Below are 21,244 nucleotides of genomic sequence, written 5' to 3'. Positions count from 1 at the left end.
CCAGGGTCAGTCGGGATCGCGGTCCTGCAGCAGAGGCAGTCTGAGCACGAAACGGGCCCCTCCGGGGGAGTCCTCCAGGCGCAGCGTTCCGCCGTGCGCTTCGGCGATCTCCCGTGAGATGGCGAGGCCGAGGCCGCTGCCTTCCGGATCGCGGGAACGGGCCTCGTCCAGACGGGTGAAGCGCTCGAATACGCGCTCGCGGTCGTGCGGCGCGATGCCGGCCCCGTCGTCGGCCAGGGTCATCACCGCCCACCTCCCCGTGGCGGCGACCGTGACGTCGATGCGGGAATCGGCATGCCTTCGCGCGTTGGCCAGCAGGTTCTCCATGATTCTGACCAGCTGGACACGCGAGCTCCGGACGCGGACGCCGGGCACGATCTGGACCCGTACCGGGATCGTCCCGGTACGGATCGCCGCCATCTCCGCCACGAGGGCCCCGAGATCGATCGGCGCGCCTGGTGATGGACCGGCCGCGTGCAGGCGGCCGAGGACCAGCAGGTCCTCCATGACCTCTTGGAGATGGTCCGCGGTGGACAGCGCCCCCCTGATGGCCTTGTGCGGATCGGTGTCTCCCGGATAGAGCACCGCCTCCTCCAGACGCGCCCGCAGGCCGGTGAGGGGTGTCCGCAGTTCGTGGGAGACGTCCGACGCGAAGCGGCGTTGCCGTTCGGCCGCCGTCCCCAACCGCGCCAGCGTCTCGTTCACGGTGCGGGCGAGCAGGGCTATCTCGTCCTGACCGGGAGGCACGGGAACCCGAAGGCCGGGGCGGGGAGAGGTGATCTTCGACAGCGACGCGCGCATGGAGTCCACCGGGCGCAGGATCTGACCTCCCAGACTCCATGCCAGCCATGTCTCGAGGAGCAGCAGGAAGGCGCCGCACGCCGCGGTGTCGATTTCCAGCCGGTGGTCGGCCAGCAGATAGGACTCGAGCAACCCGGCATACACGTACGAGGAGTTCCGGGCCGGTGTGACGCGGACGGCGGTGAGAACGAGTGGTTCACCGCCTTGCGACTGTTGCGTGAAGCTCTGGACCCGATCACTGGAAGAGGGATGGAATCCGCTGAGCGGCCGTGTGATGGCCGCTCGGCTCGCGTCGACGACACGGCCGCGAGGATCGAGCACCTGGATGAGACTGACGTGATCTGTGGACGGGATGATCCGTGGAATGTGCCCGGCTCGGACCCGGGCGCTCCACTCGGTGGCGACCTGCTCGGTCGTACCGATGGCCTCGACTTCCATGTTCTTCTCTATGAGCATGTCGAGAGTCGCGCCGAGGGTGGTCAGGAACAGGAAGGAGACGGTGGCGAACATGATGGTGTAGTGCCTGCGGATCGATCGTGGTCTCCGGCGAAGGACGCCGGTGCGGGAGGCTCGCCGGGTGGCGACTCCGGCCACATCGGGCAGGCGCTTCGCGATCCTGTCGTGGCCGGCGCCCTCAGGTGCGTCGACCGGCCGCCGGCTCAGCTCCGGCGTCACCGGCGCTTCCCGCTGCCCGACGTCCTGAGCGGATCGTCGGAGTCCCGAGATCTGTGATGTGAACCGGCCAGCCAGTACCTCAGGAGTGCCGCCGCGGACACCGCGATCCAGAGAAGGACTCCGCACAGGGCGACCAACAGCGTCTTCCAATGTTCAAGCTCGGCCACGTTCATGGGTGCCCTCTCCTTTCGGATCCAGGCGACGTCGTGCTGCGGCCACGCGGGCTACGTGGGCCCTGAGAGAGCAGATTAGTGAGCGAATTCGTTCACCGGAAAGCCTTCTGCCTGGGTGCGAAGCACCTCCCGTACGAGGTACATCTCTGTTTACGATTGCCGATGTCCCCGGACGGAGTGGCTGGTGAGGTTGGGAGATCGTCCGGGGAAGAGGTTCCCGGAAAACGCTGTGGCCGGACAGGTGCCGGCCTTTCCGGCCGGCCGCGCGGCAATGGTAAAGATGACGCTGAGACTCTGACGGAGCGGTGGTGAATCCGGCCGGATGATTCGACGAAGGCCGACCGGGATTACGCGTTCATTCACATGTCGTGACGCACACTTGGCGGTCGCCGTCGCGGATCGATCAAACGCAAAAGAAGTATCAGGACGCCGTTTTCTCTTCTTGGGATCGGCTAGCTGAGCGCATAGGCCGTGCGGATCAGGTGGATGTGGGTGAAGGCCTGCGGGAAGTTGCCGAGCTGGCGTCCCTCGACCGGGTCGTACTCCTCGGCGAGCAGGCCCACGTCGTTGCACAGGGCCAGCAGCCGCTCGAACAGCTCCAGGGCCTCGTCTTTGCGGCCGACCAGGGCGAGGGCCTCGGCCAGCCAGAAGCTGCAGGCGAGGAAGGCGCCCTCGGCTCCGGGGAGGCCGTCGACGTCGTTGCTTTCGGCGATCGGGTAGCGCAACACGAAGCCGTCCGTCATCAGCTCGCGCTCGATCGCGTCGATCGTGCCGACGACCCGCGGGTCCTCCGGCGGGAGGAAGCCGACGATCGGGATCAGGAGGAGTGCCGCGTCCAGCTCGCGTGAGCCGTACGACTGGGTGAAGGTGCCGCGCTCGGCGTCGAAGCCCTTGTCGCAGACCTCGGCGTGGATCCGGTCGCGCATGGCCCGCCAGCGCTCGACCGGACCCGTACGGCCGAGCTCCTCGACGATGCGCACCATGCGGTCGGCCGCCACCCACGCCATGACCTTGGAGTGGACGAAGTGCCGCCGCGGGCCGCGGACCTCCCACAGCCCCTCATCGGGCTGGTCCCAGCTGCGCTCCAGGAAGTCCATGAGCCTGCGGACGATGGACCAGGCGTGGTCGTCCGGGGGCAGCCCCTTCTTGCGGGCCTGGTAGAGGCAGTTGACGACCTCGCCGTAGACGTCGAGCTGGAGCTGGTCGGCCGCGCCGTTGCCGATCCGCACGGGCGCGGAGTCCTCGTATCCGGAAAGCCAGTCGAGCGTGAGCTCGGGAAGCCGCCTCTCGCCGGCCACGCCGTACATGACCTGGAGGTCCTCCGGGCGGCCCGCGACGGCGCGCAGCAGCCAGTCACGCCAGGCGCCGGCCTCGTCGATGTAGCCGGAGTCGGTCAGCGCGTCGAGCGTCATCGCGGCGTCGCGAAGCCAGCAGAAGCGGTAGTCCCAGTTGCGGACCCCGCCGATGTGCTCGGGCAGCGAGGTGGTGGGCGCGGCGACGATGCCGCCCGTCGGGCGGTAGGTGAGCGCCTTGAGGGTGATGAGCGAACGCACGACCTCGTCGCGCCAGGGGCCGGTGTAGCCGCACTGGGAGACCCATTCCGCCCAGATCAGCTTGGTCTCCGCGAGCTCCTCGACGGCGTCGATGCGGTCGGGCTGCGGCTGGTGGGACGGATGCCAGGTGAACACGAAGGCCTGGCGCTCTCCGGCGGAGACCGTGAAGGTCCCGGTGTGCCGGTAGCCGCTGCCCTTCAGCTGGACGGGGGCGTGGATCCAGACCGAGTCGGGCCCGCCGATGGCGTGGAGGGCGCCGTCGGAGCGGCGGACCCACGGGATGATCCGCCCGTAGTCGAACCGGATGCGGATCTCGGCGGTCATCTCCACCGTCCCCGAGACGCCCTCCACGATCCGGACCAGATCGGGGTTGTCGTGGCGGGGCGGCATGAAGTCGATGACCTTGACGGTCCCCGTGGGGGTCTCCCACACGGTCTCGAGGATCAGCGTGTCCTTGACGTACCCCCGCCGGGTCGCCGTCTCCTGCCCGGTGGGGGCCAGCCGCCAGAAGCCGTTGGACTCGTCGCCGACGAGTTTCGCGAAACAGGCGGGGGAGTCGAACCGGGGGAGGCAGAGCCAGTCGATCGAGCCGTCGCGGCCGATGAGGGCGGCCGACTGCATGTCCCCGATGAGGGCGTAGTCCTCGATCAGCATGCGGGCCAGGCTACCCGGCGGGCCGCCACATCTTCATGAACACCTGGGTGAGAGGCCCGATGGTGACGGCGAAGACGATCGTCCCGATGCCGACCGTCCCGCCGAGGATCCAGCCCGCCGCGAGCACCGTGAGCTCGACCAGGGTGCGGCCCACCCGGACCGACAGGCCGAGCCGGGCGAGCCCCGTCATCAGGCCGTCGCGCGGCCCCGGGCCGAAGCCCGCGTTGATGTAGAGGCCGCCCGCCGCGGCGACCAGGACGATGCCGCCCAGCAGGAAGGCCCATTCGGCGACGAGGTGGGAGGGCGGGGCCACCCGCCACATCACGAGGTCGGCGCAGCTTCCCACGATCAGGACGTTGCTGATCGTGCCCAGGCCGGGCCGCTGCCGCAGCGGGATCCACAGGAGCAGCACGAGGGCGCCGACCAGGTTGATGCAGAACCCCATCGACCAGCCGGTCCTGAACGACAGGCCCTGGTGGAAGACCTCCCAGGGGTCGAGGCCGAGCCCGGACTGAACGAGCAGTCCGATGCCGGCGCCGTAGACGACGAGCCCGCCGTACAGGCGGACGAGCCTGGACGAGAGGGAACCAAACCGGGGTAGCGAGATCTCAGTCATAGTGGTTTCCATCTTTCGGGCCAATTGGTTGCAAATAAAGAGCCAATCAGGAAAAGTGGCCTTATGGACCGGTATCTTAGTGCGTCCCAGCTGGCGAGACTCGTGGAGGTCCCGGCCGACGCCCGCCCGTACTACAAGGCTCTGGCGGGAGCCGTACGCGGCCTGATCCTGGACGGGCGGCTGCCGGTGAAGGTGCGCGTCCCCGCCGAGCGGCACCTCGCCGAGGCCCTCGGAGTCAGCCGGACCACCGTGACGACCGCGTACGACCGGCTGCGCGAGGACGGCTATCTGGACAGCCGCCAGGGATCGGGCACCTGGACCACCCTTCCGGGACCGGGCGCGCTCGGGCTCGACAACCCGTGGATCGCGCCGGACGACGACGGCCTGCTCCCGCTGCACAGCGCGGCGCCGTCGGCGACCGGTTTCCTCGGTGAGGCGGTCGCCGAGGCGGGACAGGCCTACCATCGCTACGCCCTCGGGATCGGCTACGACCCGGTCGGCCTCGCCACATTGAGGGAGGCCATCGCCGACAGATACTGCCGGCGGGGGCTCGCCACGCGGCCCGACCAGATCATCGTCACCACGGGCGCGCAGCAGGCCATCCACCTGCTCATGACGCTGCTGTCCGGGGCGGGGGACCCGGTGCTGGTTGAGTCGCCCACCTACCCGCACATCCTCGACGTCGCGCGGATGCGCGGAGCGCGCCTGGTGCCCGTGGGCATCCCCGAGGACGGCTGGCACATGGACCTGATCACCAGCGCGATGCGGCAGTCGGCGTCCAGGCTCGCCTACGTCATCCCGGACTTCCACAACCCGACCGGCCACCTGATGGCCGACGGCGACCGCGCCGAACTGGTGGCGGCCGCCCGGCGGTACGACACGACGCTGCTCGTCGACGAGACGTGGGTGGAACTCGCCATCGACGACGTCGGCACGCGGGCCCCGCTCGCATCGTTCGACACCGACGGCCGGGTGATCAGCATCGGCTCCGCGTCCAAACTGTGGTGGGGCGGCCTGCGGATCGGCTGGATCCGGGGGACGGCCGCGCTGGTGCGCCGCCTGGCCGTTCTGCGGGCCGCGGTGGACATCGCGAGCGCGGTCTTCGAGCAACTCGTCGTCACGGGCCTGTTCGGCCGCATCGAGGACAGCCGTGCCGAGCGCCGCCGCACTCTGGGGGCCTCCCGCTCGGCGCTCGTGGCGGCCTTGCGCGCGGAGTTACCCGCCTGGAGCTTCACCGTGCCGCGAGGGGGCGGCTCGTTGTGGGTGCGGCTCGACTCGCCGGTCGCGACGTCCGTGGTGGAGGCCGCGGCCTCCTGCGGCGTACGGTTGGCGCCCGGCTCGTGGTTCGGCGTGGAGGGTACGCTGGAGCGCTACCTGCGGCTGCCGTTCACCCAGCCGCCCCAGGTGCTGGAGGACGCGGTCCGCCGCATCGCCGCCTCGCCGGGCCGGAACGGCTACCGCCCGACGGCGTCGCTCACCCCTACCCTGTGAGCTCGGCCGGCTGGGACTCGCCCTCGCCCATGAGGGCGCGGATCCGGCGGGCGAACATCATCAGGGCGATGCCGGCGACGATGGCGGCCAGGGCCAGGCCCAGGTAGTAGGCCGGCATGGGGACCACCCGGGTCAGCCGGTAGGTCTGGCCGCCGATCGCGTCGCCGAGGGAGATCGCGAGATACCAGACGCCCATCATCTGGTTCCCGAACGCGCGTGGCGCGAGCTTGTTGGTGACGGACAGGCCGGCCGGGCTGAGGAACAGCTCGCCGATCGTCTGGATCAGGTACACCGAGATCAGCCACATGATCGACACGCGTATCCCACCCGCCGCGATGCCGGACGCGACGGACATGACGACGAAGCTGAGGCCGACGAGCAGGAGCGCGACGGCGAACTTCAGCGGGGCGCTGACCCGGTCGCCCGCCTTCAGGAAGACGTCGGCGAACACCGGGGCCAGGAAGATGATCGCGAGGGAGTTGACGTTGTTGATCCAGCCAGGCGGGACATGGAAGCCCATGACGTCGAGCTGGGTGTTGTTCTGCGCGAAGAGCGTGAGGGCGCTGCCGGACTGGTCGTAGATCAGCCAGAACACGGCGGCGCCGATGAAGAGCCATACGTAGGCCGACAGGCGGGTGCGCTCCTGCGGCGTGATCTCGTGCGAGCCGTTGAAGAGGAAGACGAAGTAGATCACGGGGACCGCGGCCGTCGCGATCGCGAGGACCAGGGAGAACCGGTCGATGGTGAAAGTGCCGGTGAGCGCCCACAGGGCCAGGGCCGCCGCCACCGAGGGCAGCGAGATCGCCAGGATGGCGCGGAAGCGGCGCCGCTCGGCCGGCGTCAGCCGGTGGTCGGGCTCCTCGCCCACACCTCCCAGGTGCCTTCGGCCCAGAACGTACTGTGCGAGGCCGACGGCCATGCCGACGGCGGCCGCGCCGAACGCGAGGTGCCAGCGGTCGCCCTCCTGCAACCAGGGGACGGCCAGGATGCCGACGAAGGCTCCGAGGTTGATCCCCAGGTAGAAGACGGTGTAGCCCGAGTCGCGGCGGGCGTCGTCCTCGTGCCGGTACAGCTCGCCGACCAGCGCCGCGATGTTGGGCTTGAGCATGCCGCTGCCGAGGGCGACCAGGACGAGCCCGAGCCAGACCGCCGCCCCGCCGATCGGGATCGACAGGCTGAGATGGCCGCACATGATGACGATCGCGCCGTAAAGGATGGTCTTGCGCGGCCCGAACAGCCGGTCGGCCATCCAGCCGCCGACCAGCGCCAGCAGGTAGACGGAGGCGATGTAGACCCCGTACACGCCGACCGCCGTCGTCTCCGACAGGCCCATGCCGCCCCGGATGGCCGGAGCCGACAGGAACAGCACGAGGATGGAGCGCATGCCGTAATAGCTGAAGCGCTCCCACATCTCTGTGCCGAACAAGGTGGCCAGGCCACGCGGGTGGCCGAAGAAGGTCTTATCCCGCACGGGCGGCTGTGTCATGCGCTCTCCCCCGATTCACGCAGTGCCCACAGCACGTTACCCCCGAAATGGACGTTCTTTGCGTTTTAGTTAGTTTCTATGCCAAATCATCACTTAAAAGAGTAATTCCGGCACACAATAGAGGCGACAGCCCCCTAATGTGCCCAAAGTGACAACCCTTTCCTCCCGAGAGCCCCTCCCCGCGTGATCATGCACAGGTTCGAAGAAGGCAGCGCTGACCAGCGGGTCCTTGGCCCGTGATCATGCAGGGATTCGTGGATTCACCCCTGGCCAGCCCCTTCCTCTGTCGTGATCATGCACAGATTCGGGGAAAGCGGTGCCGACCTGCGGGTACGGCATCCGTGATCATGCGCAGGTTCGGAACAAGTAGCGATGGCCTGCGGAAATGCCGCCCGTGATCATGCAGAGCCGTACGGGCCCGTCATATACGTCGACCAGGTGGCAGGTGTAGTCGGGGCTTCAGGCGGCGCCGGGCGCTGGAAGAGCGTTGATGGAGCGTGCCGCGGGTCGTGCATGATCAGGTCATAGGAACAGGCTGGTCAAGGACCGGATGCACGAAGTTGTGCATGATCAGGGGTGCCCACCCGCAGTTCGGCGCCACCTTCCCCGAATCTGTGCATGATCACGATAAGAGAAGTGGCTGGTCGGGGGCTGATCTGCGAATGTGTGCATGATCACGGTGGGGGTGGGGGGTGGGTTTTGCTCATTGGGGTGTGTGTCAGGGGCGGGGGGATTACCTCCGGCTGCGTACGGTCACTGGCCATGATGAGACGTTTGATTGCGACGCCTATCCTCGGACTGGCGGTTACGTTGGCGGCCGGTTCGGCCCCGGCGACGGCCGCCGATGAACTGGCCATCCGATCCATCACGGTGAAGCCGGGAACCCCAGTGGTGGGGCCGTCGGGTTCGGTCAAGGTCGTGATCGAGGTGATGGCGCGGGGTGCGACCGCCGTCTCCGTTCTCCTCGAACCTGGCCGTACCGGACCTGTGACTCCAGATGGTCCTAAGACTCCACCGGCGCCCGGCGTCCCGCAGCAGCCCGCCAACCCGGGCAACGTCGTGCCGGGGGTCCCCGCCCAACCCCCAGTGCCGGCTCAGGCGCCGGTGCCGATCCCGCTCCAAGCTCCCGCCCAAGCTCCGGTTCAGGCTCCGGCTCAGGTCCCCGCGCAGGCTCCCGCCGCCGCGCCGCAGGTCGTCGCCCCGGCCCAGCCGCCGGCTCCGGCCCAAGCCCCGGTTCAGGCACCGGTCCCCGTGCAGGTTCCGGCTCAGGCTCCGGCCCAGGCCCCCGTGCAGGCGAAGGTGCCTGCTCCGGCCCAGACTCCCGTGCAGGTGAAGGCTCCCGCGCCGGTTCCGGCGCAGGCGCCGCCTCCCGCGCAGGCCCAGGCTCCGGCCAAGGTTCCCGCCCAGACTCCGGCGCAACTCCCGGCGCAGACCGGGAGCGCTCCGTCGACCACGCCCGCGTCCACTACGCCCGCCGCCGTCACGACCGCGCACACCATCCCGCATGGATCCATGCGGGCCGCTGCCACGTCGGTCCCGAACACCAGCAGCAGCGGGTCCGCATGGGAGACCTGGCTGTTCCTGCCGGAGAAACCGCTGTCGCGGTGGTACCCCAGCGGCCAGTGGACGGTCACGGCCACCGCGAGGAACGCGGCAGGCACCGTCGTCACCTCTCGGACGATCTTCTTCCTCAAGAGGCAGACCGAGATCGAAGGGGTGAACGTCGTCCGCAACGACAACCAGGTCCGCATCACCGGAACGCTGCTGCGCGTCGACCCGCTCGGGCGGGTGGACTACCGGCCGTTCGCCGGTCAGTCGGTGGCCCTGTGCTTCCGGCCCGCCGGCGCGGGGACCTGGCGCACGATGGGCACGGCCGTCACCGACAAGGACGGCTGGTTCAGCGGCCGCCTTCGCGGAATGGGCGATGGCGTCTGGCGTGCGGAATATGCGGGCACCGGTCACTACGCCGGTGACATCAGTGCGGATAAGAACCCATAAATTGCAATAAATTCCATCTTTGCCCGAAAAATCACATAATCGACCGGGCTGAGGTGGTTCTAGCTACTCGTTCGTGCCCGGCTCCCTCGTGGGGCCGGGCATTTTTCTGCTATTCGCGCAATTTCCAGACCTGTACGGCTTTCGCCGACAAGACTCGCGATTAAAGGTAATAGATGGGGTAGAGAGGGCAACCGAAAACGATGTCCGGCGTCCATAGTGAGTGAGCCCGGCCGTCACGGTCCGGGTGTCGGGGACAAGGAAGCGCGAGGGAACCACTTGTGATTCGTCTGCTGCTCGCCGAGGACATGCACCTGATCCGTAAGGCCTTGATCGCGCTTCTCTCCTGCGAGGACGACCTCGAGGTGGTCGCCGAGACCGCGAGAGGCGAGGAGATCGTCAGGCTCGCCTGTCTCCGCCGGCCGGACGTCGCCCTCCTCGACATCGGGATGCCCGGGATCGACGGGCTGACCGCGGCCTCCGAACTGCACCGGCGATTACCCACCTGCAAGACGGTGATCCTCACCGGCCTCGGCACGCCCCTGGCCCTGCGCCGGGCGCTGGACGCCAACGTGCGGGGATTCATCGTGAAGGACGCCGAGCCCGGCCATCTCGTCGACTGCATCCGCCGTGTGTACGCTGGTGAGCGCGTGGTCGACCCCGAACTCGCGGCGGCCGCGCTCGACACGGACGGCAACCCGCTCACGGCCCGCGAACTGGACATCCTGGAGACCGCCGCCGCGGGGGCCACCGTCAGCGAGATAGCCGAGCGGTTTTCGCTCTCGCATGGAACGGTCCGGAACTACCTGTCCCGCATCCTCGCCAAACTCGGCGCCCGGTCACGCGTGGAGGCGATCCAGATCGCCTCCGAGTCGGGCTGGTTGTGGCCGGCCAACGGGCGCGAGATCGGCATCCTCCGCCAGCGCCCCCGGCGCTGACTGAGGCGAGCAGTTCGAGCGGCGGCTCAGTCAACGCCCCCCGGGCGGTGATCATGCACAGGTTCGGGATCACACCCCCTCACCAGGCACTTCTTTGTGCGTGATCATGCACAGGTTCGCAAGAAGCGGCACTGACCTGCGCGTTCGCAATCCGTGATCATGTACAACTTCCTGCATCCGAACTCTGACCAGTGCCTTCCGTTGGCGTGATCATGCGCATCTTCGCGTACGGCACGCCTGACCTGCCGGAACACCGTTCGTGATCATGCGCGGCCCGAGCGTTGGCCGAGTTCATGCATGATCACCGTTGTCATTTGCCCTGGTCGGGTACGTTGATCGCGAAGTTGTGCATGATCACGGCGGGGAAAGGGGCTGGTAGGCGGGCATGATCACGAATCTGTGCATGATCACGCACGGGAAGTGGGCAGGTGAGTGCGGGTGATCACGAACCTGTGCATGATCACGCCAAAGAATGGGGGAGGCGGTGATCTGCCCACAGGCCGACGAGGTCGGCGTACAGCGGTGAGGTGCCGACCAGGTCCTCATGTGTCCCGAGCAGGACGCGGGTGCCGTCCATGACCAGGACCCGCCGGGCGCGGAGCGCGGAGGAGATCCGATGGGCGACGACGATCAGCGTTCCCCCTCGCGCGGCGAACGCGGCCTCGGCCCTGGCCTCGGCGGCGGGGTCGAGATGGCAGGTCGCCTCGTCGAGCACGACCAGCCGCGCGGGCGACAGATAGGTCCTGGCCAGCGCGATCAACTGCCGCTCGCCCGCGGACAGTTCGGCGGGGTCGATCTCGGCGTGGTAGCCGTCGAACCGCTGGGCCAGGTCGGCCAGGCCGAAGGCGGCCACCGCCTCGTCGACCGCCCCGGCTGGCGCCTCAGGGGCGAGGTAGGTGAGGTTGTCGGCGAGGCTTCCATGGAAGACGTAGGCCTCCTGCGGGATCAGCGCCCGCGCCGCCTCGTGCGCCTCACTCGCGGGGACGCCGCCGATCAGCACGGAGCCCTCGGCCGGCCGCAGCACTCCGGCGACGAGGCCGGCGAGGGTGGACTTGCCGATCCCGCTCGGCCCGACCACCGCCAGGTGGTCGCCTTCCGGCACGACCAGGTCGAGACCGTCGATCACCGGCTCCGCCTCGGGACCGTACGCGAAGGTGACTCCGCTCAGCTTCAGCCCCGTGCCCTCGGGGCGCCGCCGCGGCTCAGGGACCTCCGGCCGGACCGCACCGCCGAGGATCCGCTCCATCGTGACGGCCAGCCGTACACCACTGACACCCAGCCCCTGGACGAGCCCGGACAGCGCGGGCGTGAGCGACTGCATGACGTACGTGAGCGCGCCGAGGACCACCCCCGCCGTCAGCCCCTGGTCGATCAGCCACGGTGTGCCCGCGAGCAGCAGGAGGACGGGCAGCCAGCCCCCCACGGCGAGTGACAACGTGCGGGTGGCCGTGACCCGGGCCAGCGCGCGGGCGGCCCGGGCCTGGCCGCCGATCTGGCGGCCCACGGTGGCGGCGACGCGGACCTCGGCTCCGCAGGCCGCGACGTCGCGCAGACCGCCGGCCATGACGGCGACAGCCGAGGCCGTCCGCTCGTCGGCCACGATGAAGTCCCGCTGCCGCCGGGCCAGAGCGGGCAGCGACACGAGGAACAGCACCAGTCCGAGCAGCACGGGAGGAAGCACGAGCGGCACGACGGCCGGCGCAAGCGTCAGCATGCCGAGCGCCACGCTGACCAGCGTGAACACGAACGATCTCACCACGGTGATGATCGCGCCGAATGCGTCCCTGGCGAGCTCGACCTGATGGTTCATCCGGGCCACCGCCGCGGCGTCGCCGTCACGTCCCGCCCGCAACGCGGCGGAGACCACGTGGGTCAGTAGATCGTCGCGGAAGGGCTCGACCACCGCGGCGATGTTCAGCAGGATCTGCCGGGCCGCGACGGCCGCCAGCAGCCAGGAGGCGGCGAGCAGGGCCAGCCAGGCGAGCCCGGTCCCGGGACGCCCCGCCGCGAACCCGTCGTCGACCGCCCGCGCCACCGCGTGGCCTCCCGCGAACGCGGGCACCACCTCGGCCAGCGACCAGGCGCCCAGACGGGCGATCCGGTACGGCTCCCGCGACAACGACCGGCGCAGGAAGATCCGCACGAGCCCGCCCCTCATGAGGCCCCCTGGAAGACCGCCCGGTAGTCCGGGTCTTCCCACAGCGATTCGTGCGTGCCGTGCGCGCGGACGCGGCCGTTCTCCAGCCAGACGACCTGGTCGGCCCGGGCGGCCGTGGTGACCCGGTGGGCCACGACCAGGCGGGTGCGGTCGGCCAGCCGGCCGGTGAGCGCGCGGCTGACCTGGCGCTCGGTGAGGGTGTCGAGGCTCGACATGGCGTCGTCGAGGATGAGCAGCCGCTCGGCCTGGGCGAACGCCCGGGCGAGGCCGACGCGCTGGGCCTGGCCGCCCGACATCGGCGCCTCCGCCATCGGGGTGGCGTATCCCCGGGGCAGGCGGCGGATGAACGCGTCGGCGCAGGCATCCTGCGACGCGGCGTGGATGCGGCCGGCGTCCGGCCACCGCTGCCCGAAGCCGACGGCGTCGCCGACGGTGGCGCCGAGCAGGACCGGGCGCTCGAACGCGTACCCGACCGCGCGGCGCAAGTGGTCACGCCCGATCTCCGGCAGCGGGACGCCGTCGAGCATCACCGATCCCCAGTCCGGGTCGACCAGCCTTCCCGCCACCGCCGCGAGCGACGACTTGCCCGAGCCCGATCGGCCGACGACCGCCACGCAGCACCCGCCGGGGACCACCAGATCGATGTCGCTCAGCAGCGGCGTGCCGTTCGCCCGCACGGTGACCCGGCGGAACTCCAGCCGCCCGCGCCCGCCCGCCGGTGGGCGGGAGCCGTACGAGAGGGGCCGCTCCGCGAGCAGCCGTTCGAGGCGGTGGGCTGCCGACCGCGCGCGGGCGAGCCGGCCCGCGTAACCGATCGCCGAGCCGAGGCCCGCGCCCAGGACGGCGTAGCGGGCTCCGGCGAGCAGTTCGCCGACGGTGAGGTCGCCGCTCGCGAGCCTGAGCCCGCCCACGGCGAGCACGGCCGTCTCCAGCAGCGGGATCACCACGGCGGCCTGCACACCCGCGCGCGCGTGGAGCCGCCACAGCGCCAGCCCGTGCGCGCGGAGACGGGGGAGCGGCCTGAGGACGCGGCCCGCCTCCTGGTCCTGGGTGCCCGCCGCGGTGATGGTGCTCGCGCCCGCGAGGGCGCCGACGAGCCGGGCCGCGATCTCCCCCTGAGCCTGCTGGTAACCCGCCGCGGCGGCGGTGGTCTTGCGCATGAACGCCCTGACGACGCCGACGATGGCCAGGAGCCCGGTGACGAGCGTCGCCGCCAGCCACGGATCGATGAGGGCGAGGGCGACGACGCTTCCGGCGGAGGGGATGACCAGCGAGGCGGCGGTGACGACGGCCTCGGGCGCGCGTGCGGCCTCCTCCACGTTCACCCCCGCGCGGGTCACCAGGTCGCCGGTCGTGAACCGCCTGGTCATAGCCGCACCGACGGCGAGGACGTGGCCCACCACCCGGCGGCGCAACCACAGGGCCGCATGTGCCCCGCTCGCTCCGGACGACAGGACGCCGAGCGCGTCGCAGGCCACGACGAAGATCACGAGAAGTACGGTCGTGGGCAGCCATCCATGGCCGCCCGGTGTGGTCCCGGTCAGGGCGTCGAGGGTACGGCCGAGCGCCATCGGGAGGAACAACTCCGCGACGGAGCCGGCGAGCGCGGTGGCGGCGAGGAGCCACAGCCACCGTCCGCTGTGCCGCGCGGCCGTGCTGATCAGCTGGTCCGCCGCTCGTGAGGACATCGGCCCCTTCCCTGAACCTGCCTGAACCGGCCGCTCCCCGGGGCCTCGGCTGGAGCGCCCCGGGGAGACGAGAGCCTGGGCGGCCACGAGGGCCGCCCAGGTCTGTCGTGCTAAATCGTCATCAGCCGCAGAGCAGGCTGAGGCTGCTGTTCTCGTGCGGAGTGCAGGCCAGCAGGCTCAGGTTGCTGCCGCCGCCGCCACCGTGACCGCCGCCGTGACCACCGGGGGTCTCGAGGGTCTGCAGGTCGAGAAGTGCCATTTACGAACACCTCCTTCCACTACTCGTCGGGATGGTGGACCCGGCGGGCTTACGCAGGGGCCCCTGCGCCTGACGCCATCCGGGGGGCTCGAAGAAGGGGAGGCGCACCGGCTCGTCGTGCAGCACGGTGCCGAGTGCGAGCAGCACTCCGGCGCTCCCCGTGGAAAGGTCCATCGACAACCGGAGCAGTTGGGCTCCGGGGAAGGCCAGGCCGTCCCTGAAGGGCAGCTCATGCCAGGCGAGGCGGGAGATCTGAGGGGCGGCCGCCTCCGGCCGTCCCTCCGTCCCGAGGCAGGCGATCATCCCCGCGCGGCCGGCGAACAGGCCCGGCTGGATGAAGTAGGACAGCGTGGTGACGGGACGGACGGCCTCCAGCGACTCGGCGAACGTCTCGTCCCGCCGGTGCGCGAGGTACCGGGCGAGGACCAGCCCGATTCCGGCGGACCCCTCGTCGAGGTAGGGGTTGGTCCGCCAGCCCTGCTGAACGTGGAGCTGGCCGTCGTCCCTCCGTACACAGCGCCGCAGGTCCTGCCGCAGGGCGGTCGCGGCCAGGTCGAGCAGGTGGCCGTCGCCCGTCCGCTCGTAGGCGTGCAGGAACATGAGGGCCGGTCCTGCCGAGCCGTACATCAGGCCGGCGTGCGGGTGCACGCCTCCGCTGATCTCGGGCACGTCGTCCGGCCCGCCGAGCCGGTCGGCCACCGCCTCGACCATCCGGAGGGCCCGCTCGCGGAACGCCGCCTCGCCGGTCACGTCGTGGAAGTGGAGCAGGTTCAGCGCGATGCCGGCGATGCCGCGGTAGAGGCTCAGGTCGAGGCGCTCCCAGTCCTCCCCGGCGCAGACCTCGGCCACGTCGAGCGCGTCCTCGCGGCGGCCGAGCGCCTCCAACGCGTAGGCCACTCCGTGCAGCCCGCTGTAGAACCCGATGCCGGCCGCGGGGTCCTTGGCCCGTTCGGCCAGCCAGTTCTCATGGTCGGGGAAGCGCCCGGCTCCCGTGACCGCCAGGGCGTGCAGCACGCCGGCGGCGCCGGTGGCGAGGCTGACGCCTCCGCCCGGCTGGAACTGCACGATGTCGCCGGGGAAGAGCCGGTCGTCACGGCCGGGCGTCGCGCTCGCGAGGATCGCCCTGGTGATCGACTCCCTGATCGCAGGCCAGCCCTCCGCCAGCATGCTCGCGGGCGGCCGGGGCGGCTCGTGGCCCACGATCGTCCGTACGGCTCCCACGACCAACTCGGGAGACACCGGGAAGGTCTCGGTGACCAGACGGCCCAGATGGACGGCCTTCGGCCGGTGGAGCGGCAACATCATCGTGGCCATCGGGGCGAACATGCCGAGGTGCAGGCAGGCCAGCGCGTACTCGTCCGCCTCCACACCCGACCGCCCGGGCGGCGGGACGAAGCCGGGGTTCGCCAGTGTGGGGCGCTTCCGATCGGCCGCCAGCGAGGAGACCTCGAAGTCGATGAGCACCACACGTTCTCCGTCGACGAGGACGTTGAACGGGTGCAGGTCGCCGAACACCACACCCCGCTCGTGCAGGGCGGCCAGCGCCCGCCCCACCTTGCCGAGCATGCCGGCCGCCCACTCGGTGTAGTCGGCGAGGACGTCGTCCCCGTCGTCCGCGCTGGTGAGCGGGTGCTTCTGTGCGATGAGGCGGCTCAGGGTCGTCCCGTCCACATGCTCCTGGACGAGGAAGTGGTGCTCCCCGAGCGTGAAGTAATCCCGCAGGGCGGGCACCTGCTCGAGCCCGGCCAGCCGTTCCATGATCTCGGCCTCGTGGCGCAGGCGGGTGACCGCGTCCCGGCCGGCGGTGTCCAGCCCCGCGTGCGGACGCGCCTCCTTGAGCACGACCCGCTCTCCCGTGCGGACGTCGGTCCCGAGGTAGACCCCGCCGCCGTTGGAGAAGTGCAGCACGCTCTCCACCCGGTACGGCAGGCCCTCCATGGTGACGGAGTTCCTGGCTGCCAGGTGCGGTTCGAGGAACCCGGGAAGGGTCACCCACGGGGGGAGGACGAAGGCGGGCCCGCGGACGTCGGGGACCAGCTCACCCTCGGGGGTCTCGATCGCGAGCACCCGCTCGCCGTTCTCCGTCACGCAGTACCGCTCCGCGAACCCGCCGTACCGCACGAACAGCGGGCCGGGGCCGTACCGCAGGTCGCTCAGGATGTACGGCCCCGCCACGCCCTCGAGGATTCCCGCGAGCTCCTTGAGGACGAGCTCCAACTGGGCCTCGTCGACCGGGTAGATCGTCACGAGCTTGCCGCTCGAGTCGCGGCCGGCGTACTTCGAGTTCCGCATCATCATGACGCGCCGGCCGCGCAGGAACTTGAACGCCAGCCCACGGGTGACGCAGTAGTCCCACACCGCCGCGAGCACCTGCTCGGCCTGACCAAGACACGAGGAGACGTGGATCTTCCATCCCTGCTGCGGCAGCCGGCCGCCGGCCGGCGCGTAGTGCGACCACGTGTCCGTCGCGACGTGCGCCCAGCCGTCCGGAAGGGCGAGGCCGGTGACGGAGAAGTCCGGGTGCTCGGCACGTTTCCGGTCGAGCGTGTCATAGAAGAAAGGATCCGCGAAGCAATAATTCTCATACGTGTTAATCACAAGATGTCCCCTTAGGTCGAACACTTCAAAGAATTCCGGAATTAAGGGGTTGGGCCAAGTTACGTGAGTCAACAGCTGTATAGGCGTACGTCATGTGGCCGACCGTGATTCAGGTCATGGGTGATCGCATGATGGATCCATGGAGGGGTCGGGACGCGAACGCGGAAACCCGGTGGATTCACAGGTGAGAGGCCCCGTGACCGCATTCTGGGAGCGGTGGGGGCGCCGACCCGCCGGGGCCGGTCTCGGTGCCGGCGGTGCGCAACGGTGGTCACGCGCCCGCGCCGGCGCTCGGCTCCGTTAGCGGGACGGGCGGCTGGGGAGCTCCGCCACCAGCCGGAACCAGCCGTCCAGGTCGAGGATCGTGCTGACCGTGCCGTCGAGCGCGGCCGCGCGGTTGCGCAGGCTGTCGATGCCGGTGCCGCTCTGCGGGCGGGTCAGGGGTTCCACGCCGTCGTTGGCGACGGTGAGCGTGACGGAGCGTCCCGTGAGCCTCATCTCGATGAGGCAATGGCGTGCGTCGCTGTGCCGGAGGACGTTGGTCACGGCCTCGCGGACCGTGACGGCGAAAACGGCGCCCGCCTCGGGGGTGAGGTCCACCTCCGCCAGTCGTAGCGTGCAATCGACGCCGCGCGCTGTGAAGACGGCCCGGGCGTCGGCGATCTCCGACCAGAGGGAGATCTCCTGGTAGGAACGGGTGACGTTGCGGATGTCGGTCGCGGCCTGCCGTACGGACTCGATCACGTTGGCCAGCGCCGGCCGTACGGGGGAGTTCTCGTCGGCGAGGCGGTAGGCCAGCTCCCCCTGCAGGGAGGCCAGCCAGAGGCGGCTGCCGACCAGGTCGTGCACGTCCCGGCCGAGCTGCTCACGCGCCTCGGCCGCGGCCTTGCGCAGCGCCTCGCCGTCAGGAGGGCCCGGCCGTCGTGAACACCGGACAAGCATGGCGGCGGCGGCGCACAGCAGGCAGATCGTCACGGCGGCGAGAGCGAGCATGGCGGAGCTGGGCACGTGAAGATCCTCCAGTCCCCCTCGCCAGAGGATCGGCCTTGCTCGGATGCACGGCTAGATCATTGCATGAAAGTTCAATGAATATGGCGACTTAATGCGGAGTCGAATTGCGTTCTATTTGCGAATCGCCGGATGGATGCCGGAATCGTCGCGATGTGCGTGATTCGGTTATCGAGGATAGAGAATTCGGGCCGCGGCCGCGCACAATCTGGAGTCTCAGGCGAGTGCCCGGACCGCCGCGCTGAAAAGGGCGGGCAGGCGCTGCGCCGCTGGAACGACCAGGCGTGCGGACCCCTGATGACGCCGAGCCGTCAGCAGCGCGGAGGTCAGCACCCGATGGCGCAGGGAGATGCGGCGCCAGGCCTGCTCGTAGCTCTCGGGCCGCCCTTCCCGCAGGCAGCGCACCAGAGCCTCCGACGACGACACCGCCAGCGAGAGACCCTCACCGGTGAGCGCGTCCACGTATCCGGCCGCGTCGCCCACGAGCAGCACCCGGCCGGCCACCCGGGACCGTACGCGCTGGAGCAGAGGGCCCGCCCCGCGCACCGGAGTCGCCGCCGGGCCGTCCAGCCGGGCGCGCAGATCGGGGAACTCCGCCAGGTGGTCGTCGTAGGCCCGGCGCCGGGAGCTGAGCACGGCCACCCCGACGAGGTCGTCGCCCACCGGGGTGACATATGCCTCCCCTCCGGGAGCCCAGTGCACCTCCACGAAGTCCGTCCACGGGGCCGTGCGGTAGTGGCGGCGCAGGCCGTACCTCCGGAGGCGCGAAGGGCGCGGCTCCAGCCCGAGCATCGCCCGGATGGGGGAGTGCAGCCCGTCGGCGGCGACCAGCCACCTCGCCCGCAGGGGCCGGCCGCCGACCGACGCCAGCACGGAGCCGGCCTCCTGGCATACGCCGTCCACATGGCCGGAGACGACGCGGACGCCGAGATCCTCCGCGCGGCCGGCGAGGGCCGCGTGCAGGACGGTCCGCCGCACGCCGATCCCGAGGCCGTCGCGGAAGGCCGCCTGCGCTCGATGGAATCCGTCGAAGTAACTGATCCCCCGGAACGGCCTGCCGTCCATGAGCACGCCCATCGACCGGAGAGCGGCGGCCCCCGTCGGCATCAGTCCCTCGCCGCAGGCCTTGTCCACGGGGCCCGCCCGCGGCTCCACCACGACCGCCTCCATCCCGGCCCGCGCGGCGTTGATCGCGGTCGCGAGCCCCGCCGGGCCGCCGCCGGCGACGAGGACGTCGATCACTGCTGCGTCCCTCCCCGCGGACCGGAGCCCGTGGACGCGGCGGAAAGCTCGTCCATGACGGACTCCTCGCACCGGATCCTGGTGACCATCAGGACGGCGTTCAGCACGGTGAAGACGACCGCGGTCAGCCACGCGGTGTGGACCAGCGGCAGCGCCGCCCCCTCGACCGCCACCGCCACGTAGTTCGGGTGGCGCAGCCACGGCAGGCTGTACGGCCCGCGGGTCACCAGGGGCAGGCCGGGCACCACGATGACCTCGGTGTTCCACTGACGACCGAGGGTGGTGATGCACCACCAGCGCAGGCCCTGCGCCGCCAGGACGAGGACGACCATGGGCCAGCCGAGCGCGGGGACGAACGGCCTGCCCGCCAGCCACACCTCCAGCAGGCACCCGATCAGCAGCCCCGTGTGGAGGGCGACCATCCAGGGGTAGTGGCCGCGTCCGGCGACGACCCCGCCTCGCGCCAGACTCCACCGCGCGTTGCGGCGGGCCACGACCAGTTCGGCGAGGCGTTCCACCGCGACGAGGACGACGAGCAGTGCGTACCAGGGTGACACGTGCGGGAACCTCCGGGTTACCAGCGCAGGAGGACGAGCTCGGAACAGAAGCCGGGGCCCATCGCGATCAGCAGCCCGGGGGTGCCGGGCGGCGGCGGACGGAGGGCGAGGGTGTCCCTGAGGACGTGGAGGACGGACGAGGAGGACAGGTTCCCGATCGCGTCCAATGACCGCCAGGTCATGTCGAGCGCGCCGCCCGGGAGCTCGAGCGCCTCGGCCACCGCGTCGAGGACCTTCGGGCCGCCGGGATGGCACACCCACGCCGTCATGTCGGGCGCGGCCAGCCCGTGGCCGCGCAGGAAGGCGTCCACGTCGCCGGCGAGGTAGGTCCGTACGACGTCGGGGACGCCGGCGTCCAGCACGACCTTGAAGCCGGAGTCGCGGACGTCCCAGCCCATCACCCGGCCGGACTCCGGGTAGAGGTGGCTGCGGGTGTCCACGACCGTGGGACCCTGCCCCGCCGCCCGCTCGTCCCCGACGGCGACGACCGCCGCGGCGCCGTCCCCGAACAACGCGCTCGCGACCAGGTTGGCGATCGATCCGTCCCCCCGCTGGAGCGTGAGCGAGCACAACTCCACCGAGAGCAGGACGGCCACATGGCCGGGCCAGCCGCGCAGGTAGTCGTGCAGGCGGGCGATCCCCGCGGCGCCGGCCACGCAGCCCAGACCGAAGACGGGGACCCGCTTCACGTCCGGACGCAGGCCGAGGCGGTTCACCAGCCTCGCGTCGACGGATGGGGCCGCGATGCCGGTCACCGACGTGCACATGATCATGTCGACGTCGTCCGGGGTGAGGCCCGCCGCGTCGAGCGCGCCGGTGATGGCCTCGGCGCCGAGCTCGACGGCCGCCTCGATGAACAGATCGTTGGCCATGCCGAATCCGTCGAGCTTGCCGTACTGGTCGAGCGGGAGAACGAGATTGCGGTGCGAGACGCGGGCGCTGGTGTGGAGCCGGTCGAGCAGTCTCCGGTCGCCGCCTTGGGGCAGGCAGACCTTGGCGAAGACGTCGGTGATCTCTTCCTGGGGGTACCGGTTCGGGGGAAGGACTCCGTGGACAGCGGCGATTCGCGTCATATCAAAATCCCCCGGGCTGGCGAAACCTTCGGCATATCTCTTTTGCCCGCCAAGAGCGTCCCCATGCCGATCACTCCGGCCAAGGGATTGGGGGTGATCATGCACAGGTTCGCAGTTATGCCCGGCGACCAGCCCATTTCCCCGGTCGTGATCATGCACAGATTCGTGAATCTCCCCACGACCAGCCCCACCTCGGCGCGTGATCATGCATGCATTCGTGGGCATGCCCGCTGACCAGCCGACTCTTTGTTCGTGATCATGCACACTTTCGGTCGCGTA

15 protein-coding genes are annotated in these 21,244 nt (G+C 70.2%); 3 read left to right on the top strand and 12 right to left on the bottom strand.

Translation table 11 applies throughout. The features are described from left to right. Window positions 1-6: 6 nt before the first annotated feature. The 3 genes from Psi02_RS22045 to yczE all read right to left on the bottom strand — a co-directional run bounded on the left by Psi02_RS22045 (window position 7) and on the right by yczE (window position 4,472). Window positions 7-1,476: a sensor histidine kinase gene (locus Psi02_RS22045; protein WP_203977067.1), complete on the bottom strand. Its 1,470-nt coding sequence runs from the start codon at window positions 1,474-1,476 to the stop codon at window positions 7-9. 625 nt (window positions 1,477-2,101) lie between these two features. Further along, entirely contained in the window at window positions 2,102-3,856 is a 1,755-nt protein-coding gene (locus tag Psi02_RS22040; protein WP_203977065.1) for a glycoside hydrolase family 15 protein, read from the bottom strand. A 10-nt stretch (window positions 3,857-3,866) separates the two neighbouring features. Then, window positions 3,867-4,472, bottom strand: coding sequence for a membrane protein YczE (yczE, locus tag Psi02_RS22035; RefSeq protein WP_203977063.1), 606 nt, complete (start codon window positions 4,470-4,472; stop codon window positions 3,867-3,869). 63 nt (window positions 4,473-4,535) lie between these two features. Here yczE and yczR point away from each other — a divergent pair, with 63 nt between their 5' ends. After that, window positions 4,536-5,963 carry a MocR-like transcription factor YczR gene (gene yczR / locus Psi02_RS22030; RefSeq protein WP_203977061.1) on the top strand — a complete coding sequence of 476 codons (1,428 nt, stop codon included), beginning with the start codon at window positions 4,536-4,538 and terminating at the stop codon, window positions 5,961-5,963. Here yczR and Psi02_RS22025 read toward each other — a convergent pair. Next, complete coding sequence (locus Psi02_RS22025; protein ID WP_203977059.1) at window positions 5,953-7,449, bottom strand: peptide MFS transporter; 1,497 nt, start codon at window positions 7,447-7,449, stop codon at window positions 5,953-5,955. The genes yczR and Psi02_RS22025 overlap by 11 nt on opposite strands. 774 nt (window positions 7,450-8,223) lie before the next feature. Here Psi02_RS22025 and Psi02_RS22020 point away from each other — a divergent pair. After that, entirely contained in the window at window positions 8,224-9,447 is a 1,224-nt protein-coding gene (locus tag Psi02_RS22020; RefSeq protein ID WP_203977057.1) for a hypothetical protein, read from the top strand. A 278-nt stretch (window positions 9,448-9,725) separates the two neighbouring features. Continuing rightward, window positions 9,726-10,382: a response regulator transcription factor gene (locus Psi02_RS22015; protein ID WP_203977055.1), complete on the top strand. Its 657-nt coding sequence runs from the start codon at window positions 9,726-9,728 to the stop codon at window positions 10,380-10,382. Window positions 10,383-10,842: 460 nt separating this feature from the next. On the opposite strand, the gene Psi02_RS22010 is transcribed toward Psi02_RS22015, so the two are convergent. The 8 genes from Psi02_RS22010 to Psi02_RS21975 form a co-directional block, all read right to left on the bottom strand. Further along, window positions 10,843-12,540, bottom strand: coding sequence for an ATP-binding cassette domain-containing protein (locus Psi02_RS22010; protein WP_203977053.1), 1,698 nt, complete (start codon window positions 12,538-12,540; stop codon window positions 10,843-10,845). After that, window positions 12,537-14,228: an ABC transporter ATP-binding protein gene (locus Psi02_RS22005; protein WP_203977051.1), complete on the bottom strand. Its 1,692-nt coding sequence runs from the start codon at window positions 14,226-14,228 to the stop codon at window positions 12,537-12,539. Before Psi02_RS22005 ends, Psi02_RS22010 begins: the two co-directional genes overlap by 4 nt. Before the next feature lie 121 nt (window positions 14,229-14,349). Continuing rightward, the gene (locus Psi02_RS22000; protein ID WP_203977049.1) at window positions 14,350-14,487 is read right to left on the bottom strand and encodes a SapB/AmfS family lanthipeptide; all 138 of its coding nucleotides are present in this window, start codon (window positions 14,485-14,487) and stop codon (window positions 14,350-14,352) included. Then, window positions 14,488-17,085 (bottom strand): class III lanthionine synthetase LanKC, encoded by a 2,598-nt coding sequence (gene lanKC, locus Psi02_RS21995; RefSeq protein WP_203977038.1) that lies wholly within the window; start codon window positions 17,083-17,085, stop codon window positions 14,488-14,490. Window positions 17,086-17,385: 300 nt separating this feature from the next. Further along, window positions 17,386-18,093: a sensor histidine kinase gene (locus Psi02_RS21990; RefSeq protein ID WP_203977036.1), complete on the bottom strand. Its 708-nt coding sequence runs from the start codon at window positions 18,091-18,093 to the stop codon at window positions 17,386-17,388. A 216-nt stretch (window positions 18,094-18,309) separates the two neighbouring features. Further along, complete coding sequence (locus Psi02_RS40750; RefSeq protein ID WP_203977034.1) at window positions 18,310-19,335, bottom strand: NAD(P)/FAD-dependent oxidoreductase; 1,026 nt, start codon at window positions 19,333-19,335, stop codon at window positions 18,310-18,312. Then, window positions 19,332-19,892, bottom strand: a complete 561-nt coding sequence (locus Psi02_RS21980) for an isoprenylcysteine carboxyl methyltransferase family protein (protein ID WP_203977032.1) — start codon at window positions 19,890-19,892, stop codon at window positions 19,332-19,334. Before Psi02_RS21980 ends, Psi02_RS40750 begins: the two co-directional genes overlap by 4 nt. 17 nt (window positions 19,893-19,909) lie before the next feature. Continuing rightward, window positions 19,910-20,965, bottom strand: a complete 1,056-nt coding sequence (locus tag Psi02_RS21975; protein ID WP_203977030.1) for a type III polyketide synthase — start codon at window positions 20,963-20,965, stop codon at window positions 19,910-19,912. Between the last annotated feature and the right edge of the window lie 279 nt (window positions 20,966-21,244).

The sequence above is a fragment of the Planotetraspora silvatica genome (genome assembly GCF_016863315.1).
Taxonomy (GTDB): Bacteria; Actinomycetota; Actinomycetes; order Streptosporangiales; family Streptosporangiaceae; genus Planotetraspora; species Planotetraspora silvatica.
Note: the sequence above shows the minus strand (reverse complement) of the source record. Positions and strands in the feature narration are given on the sequence as shown.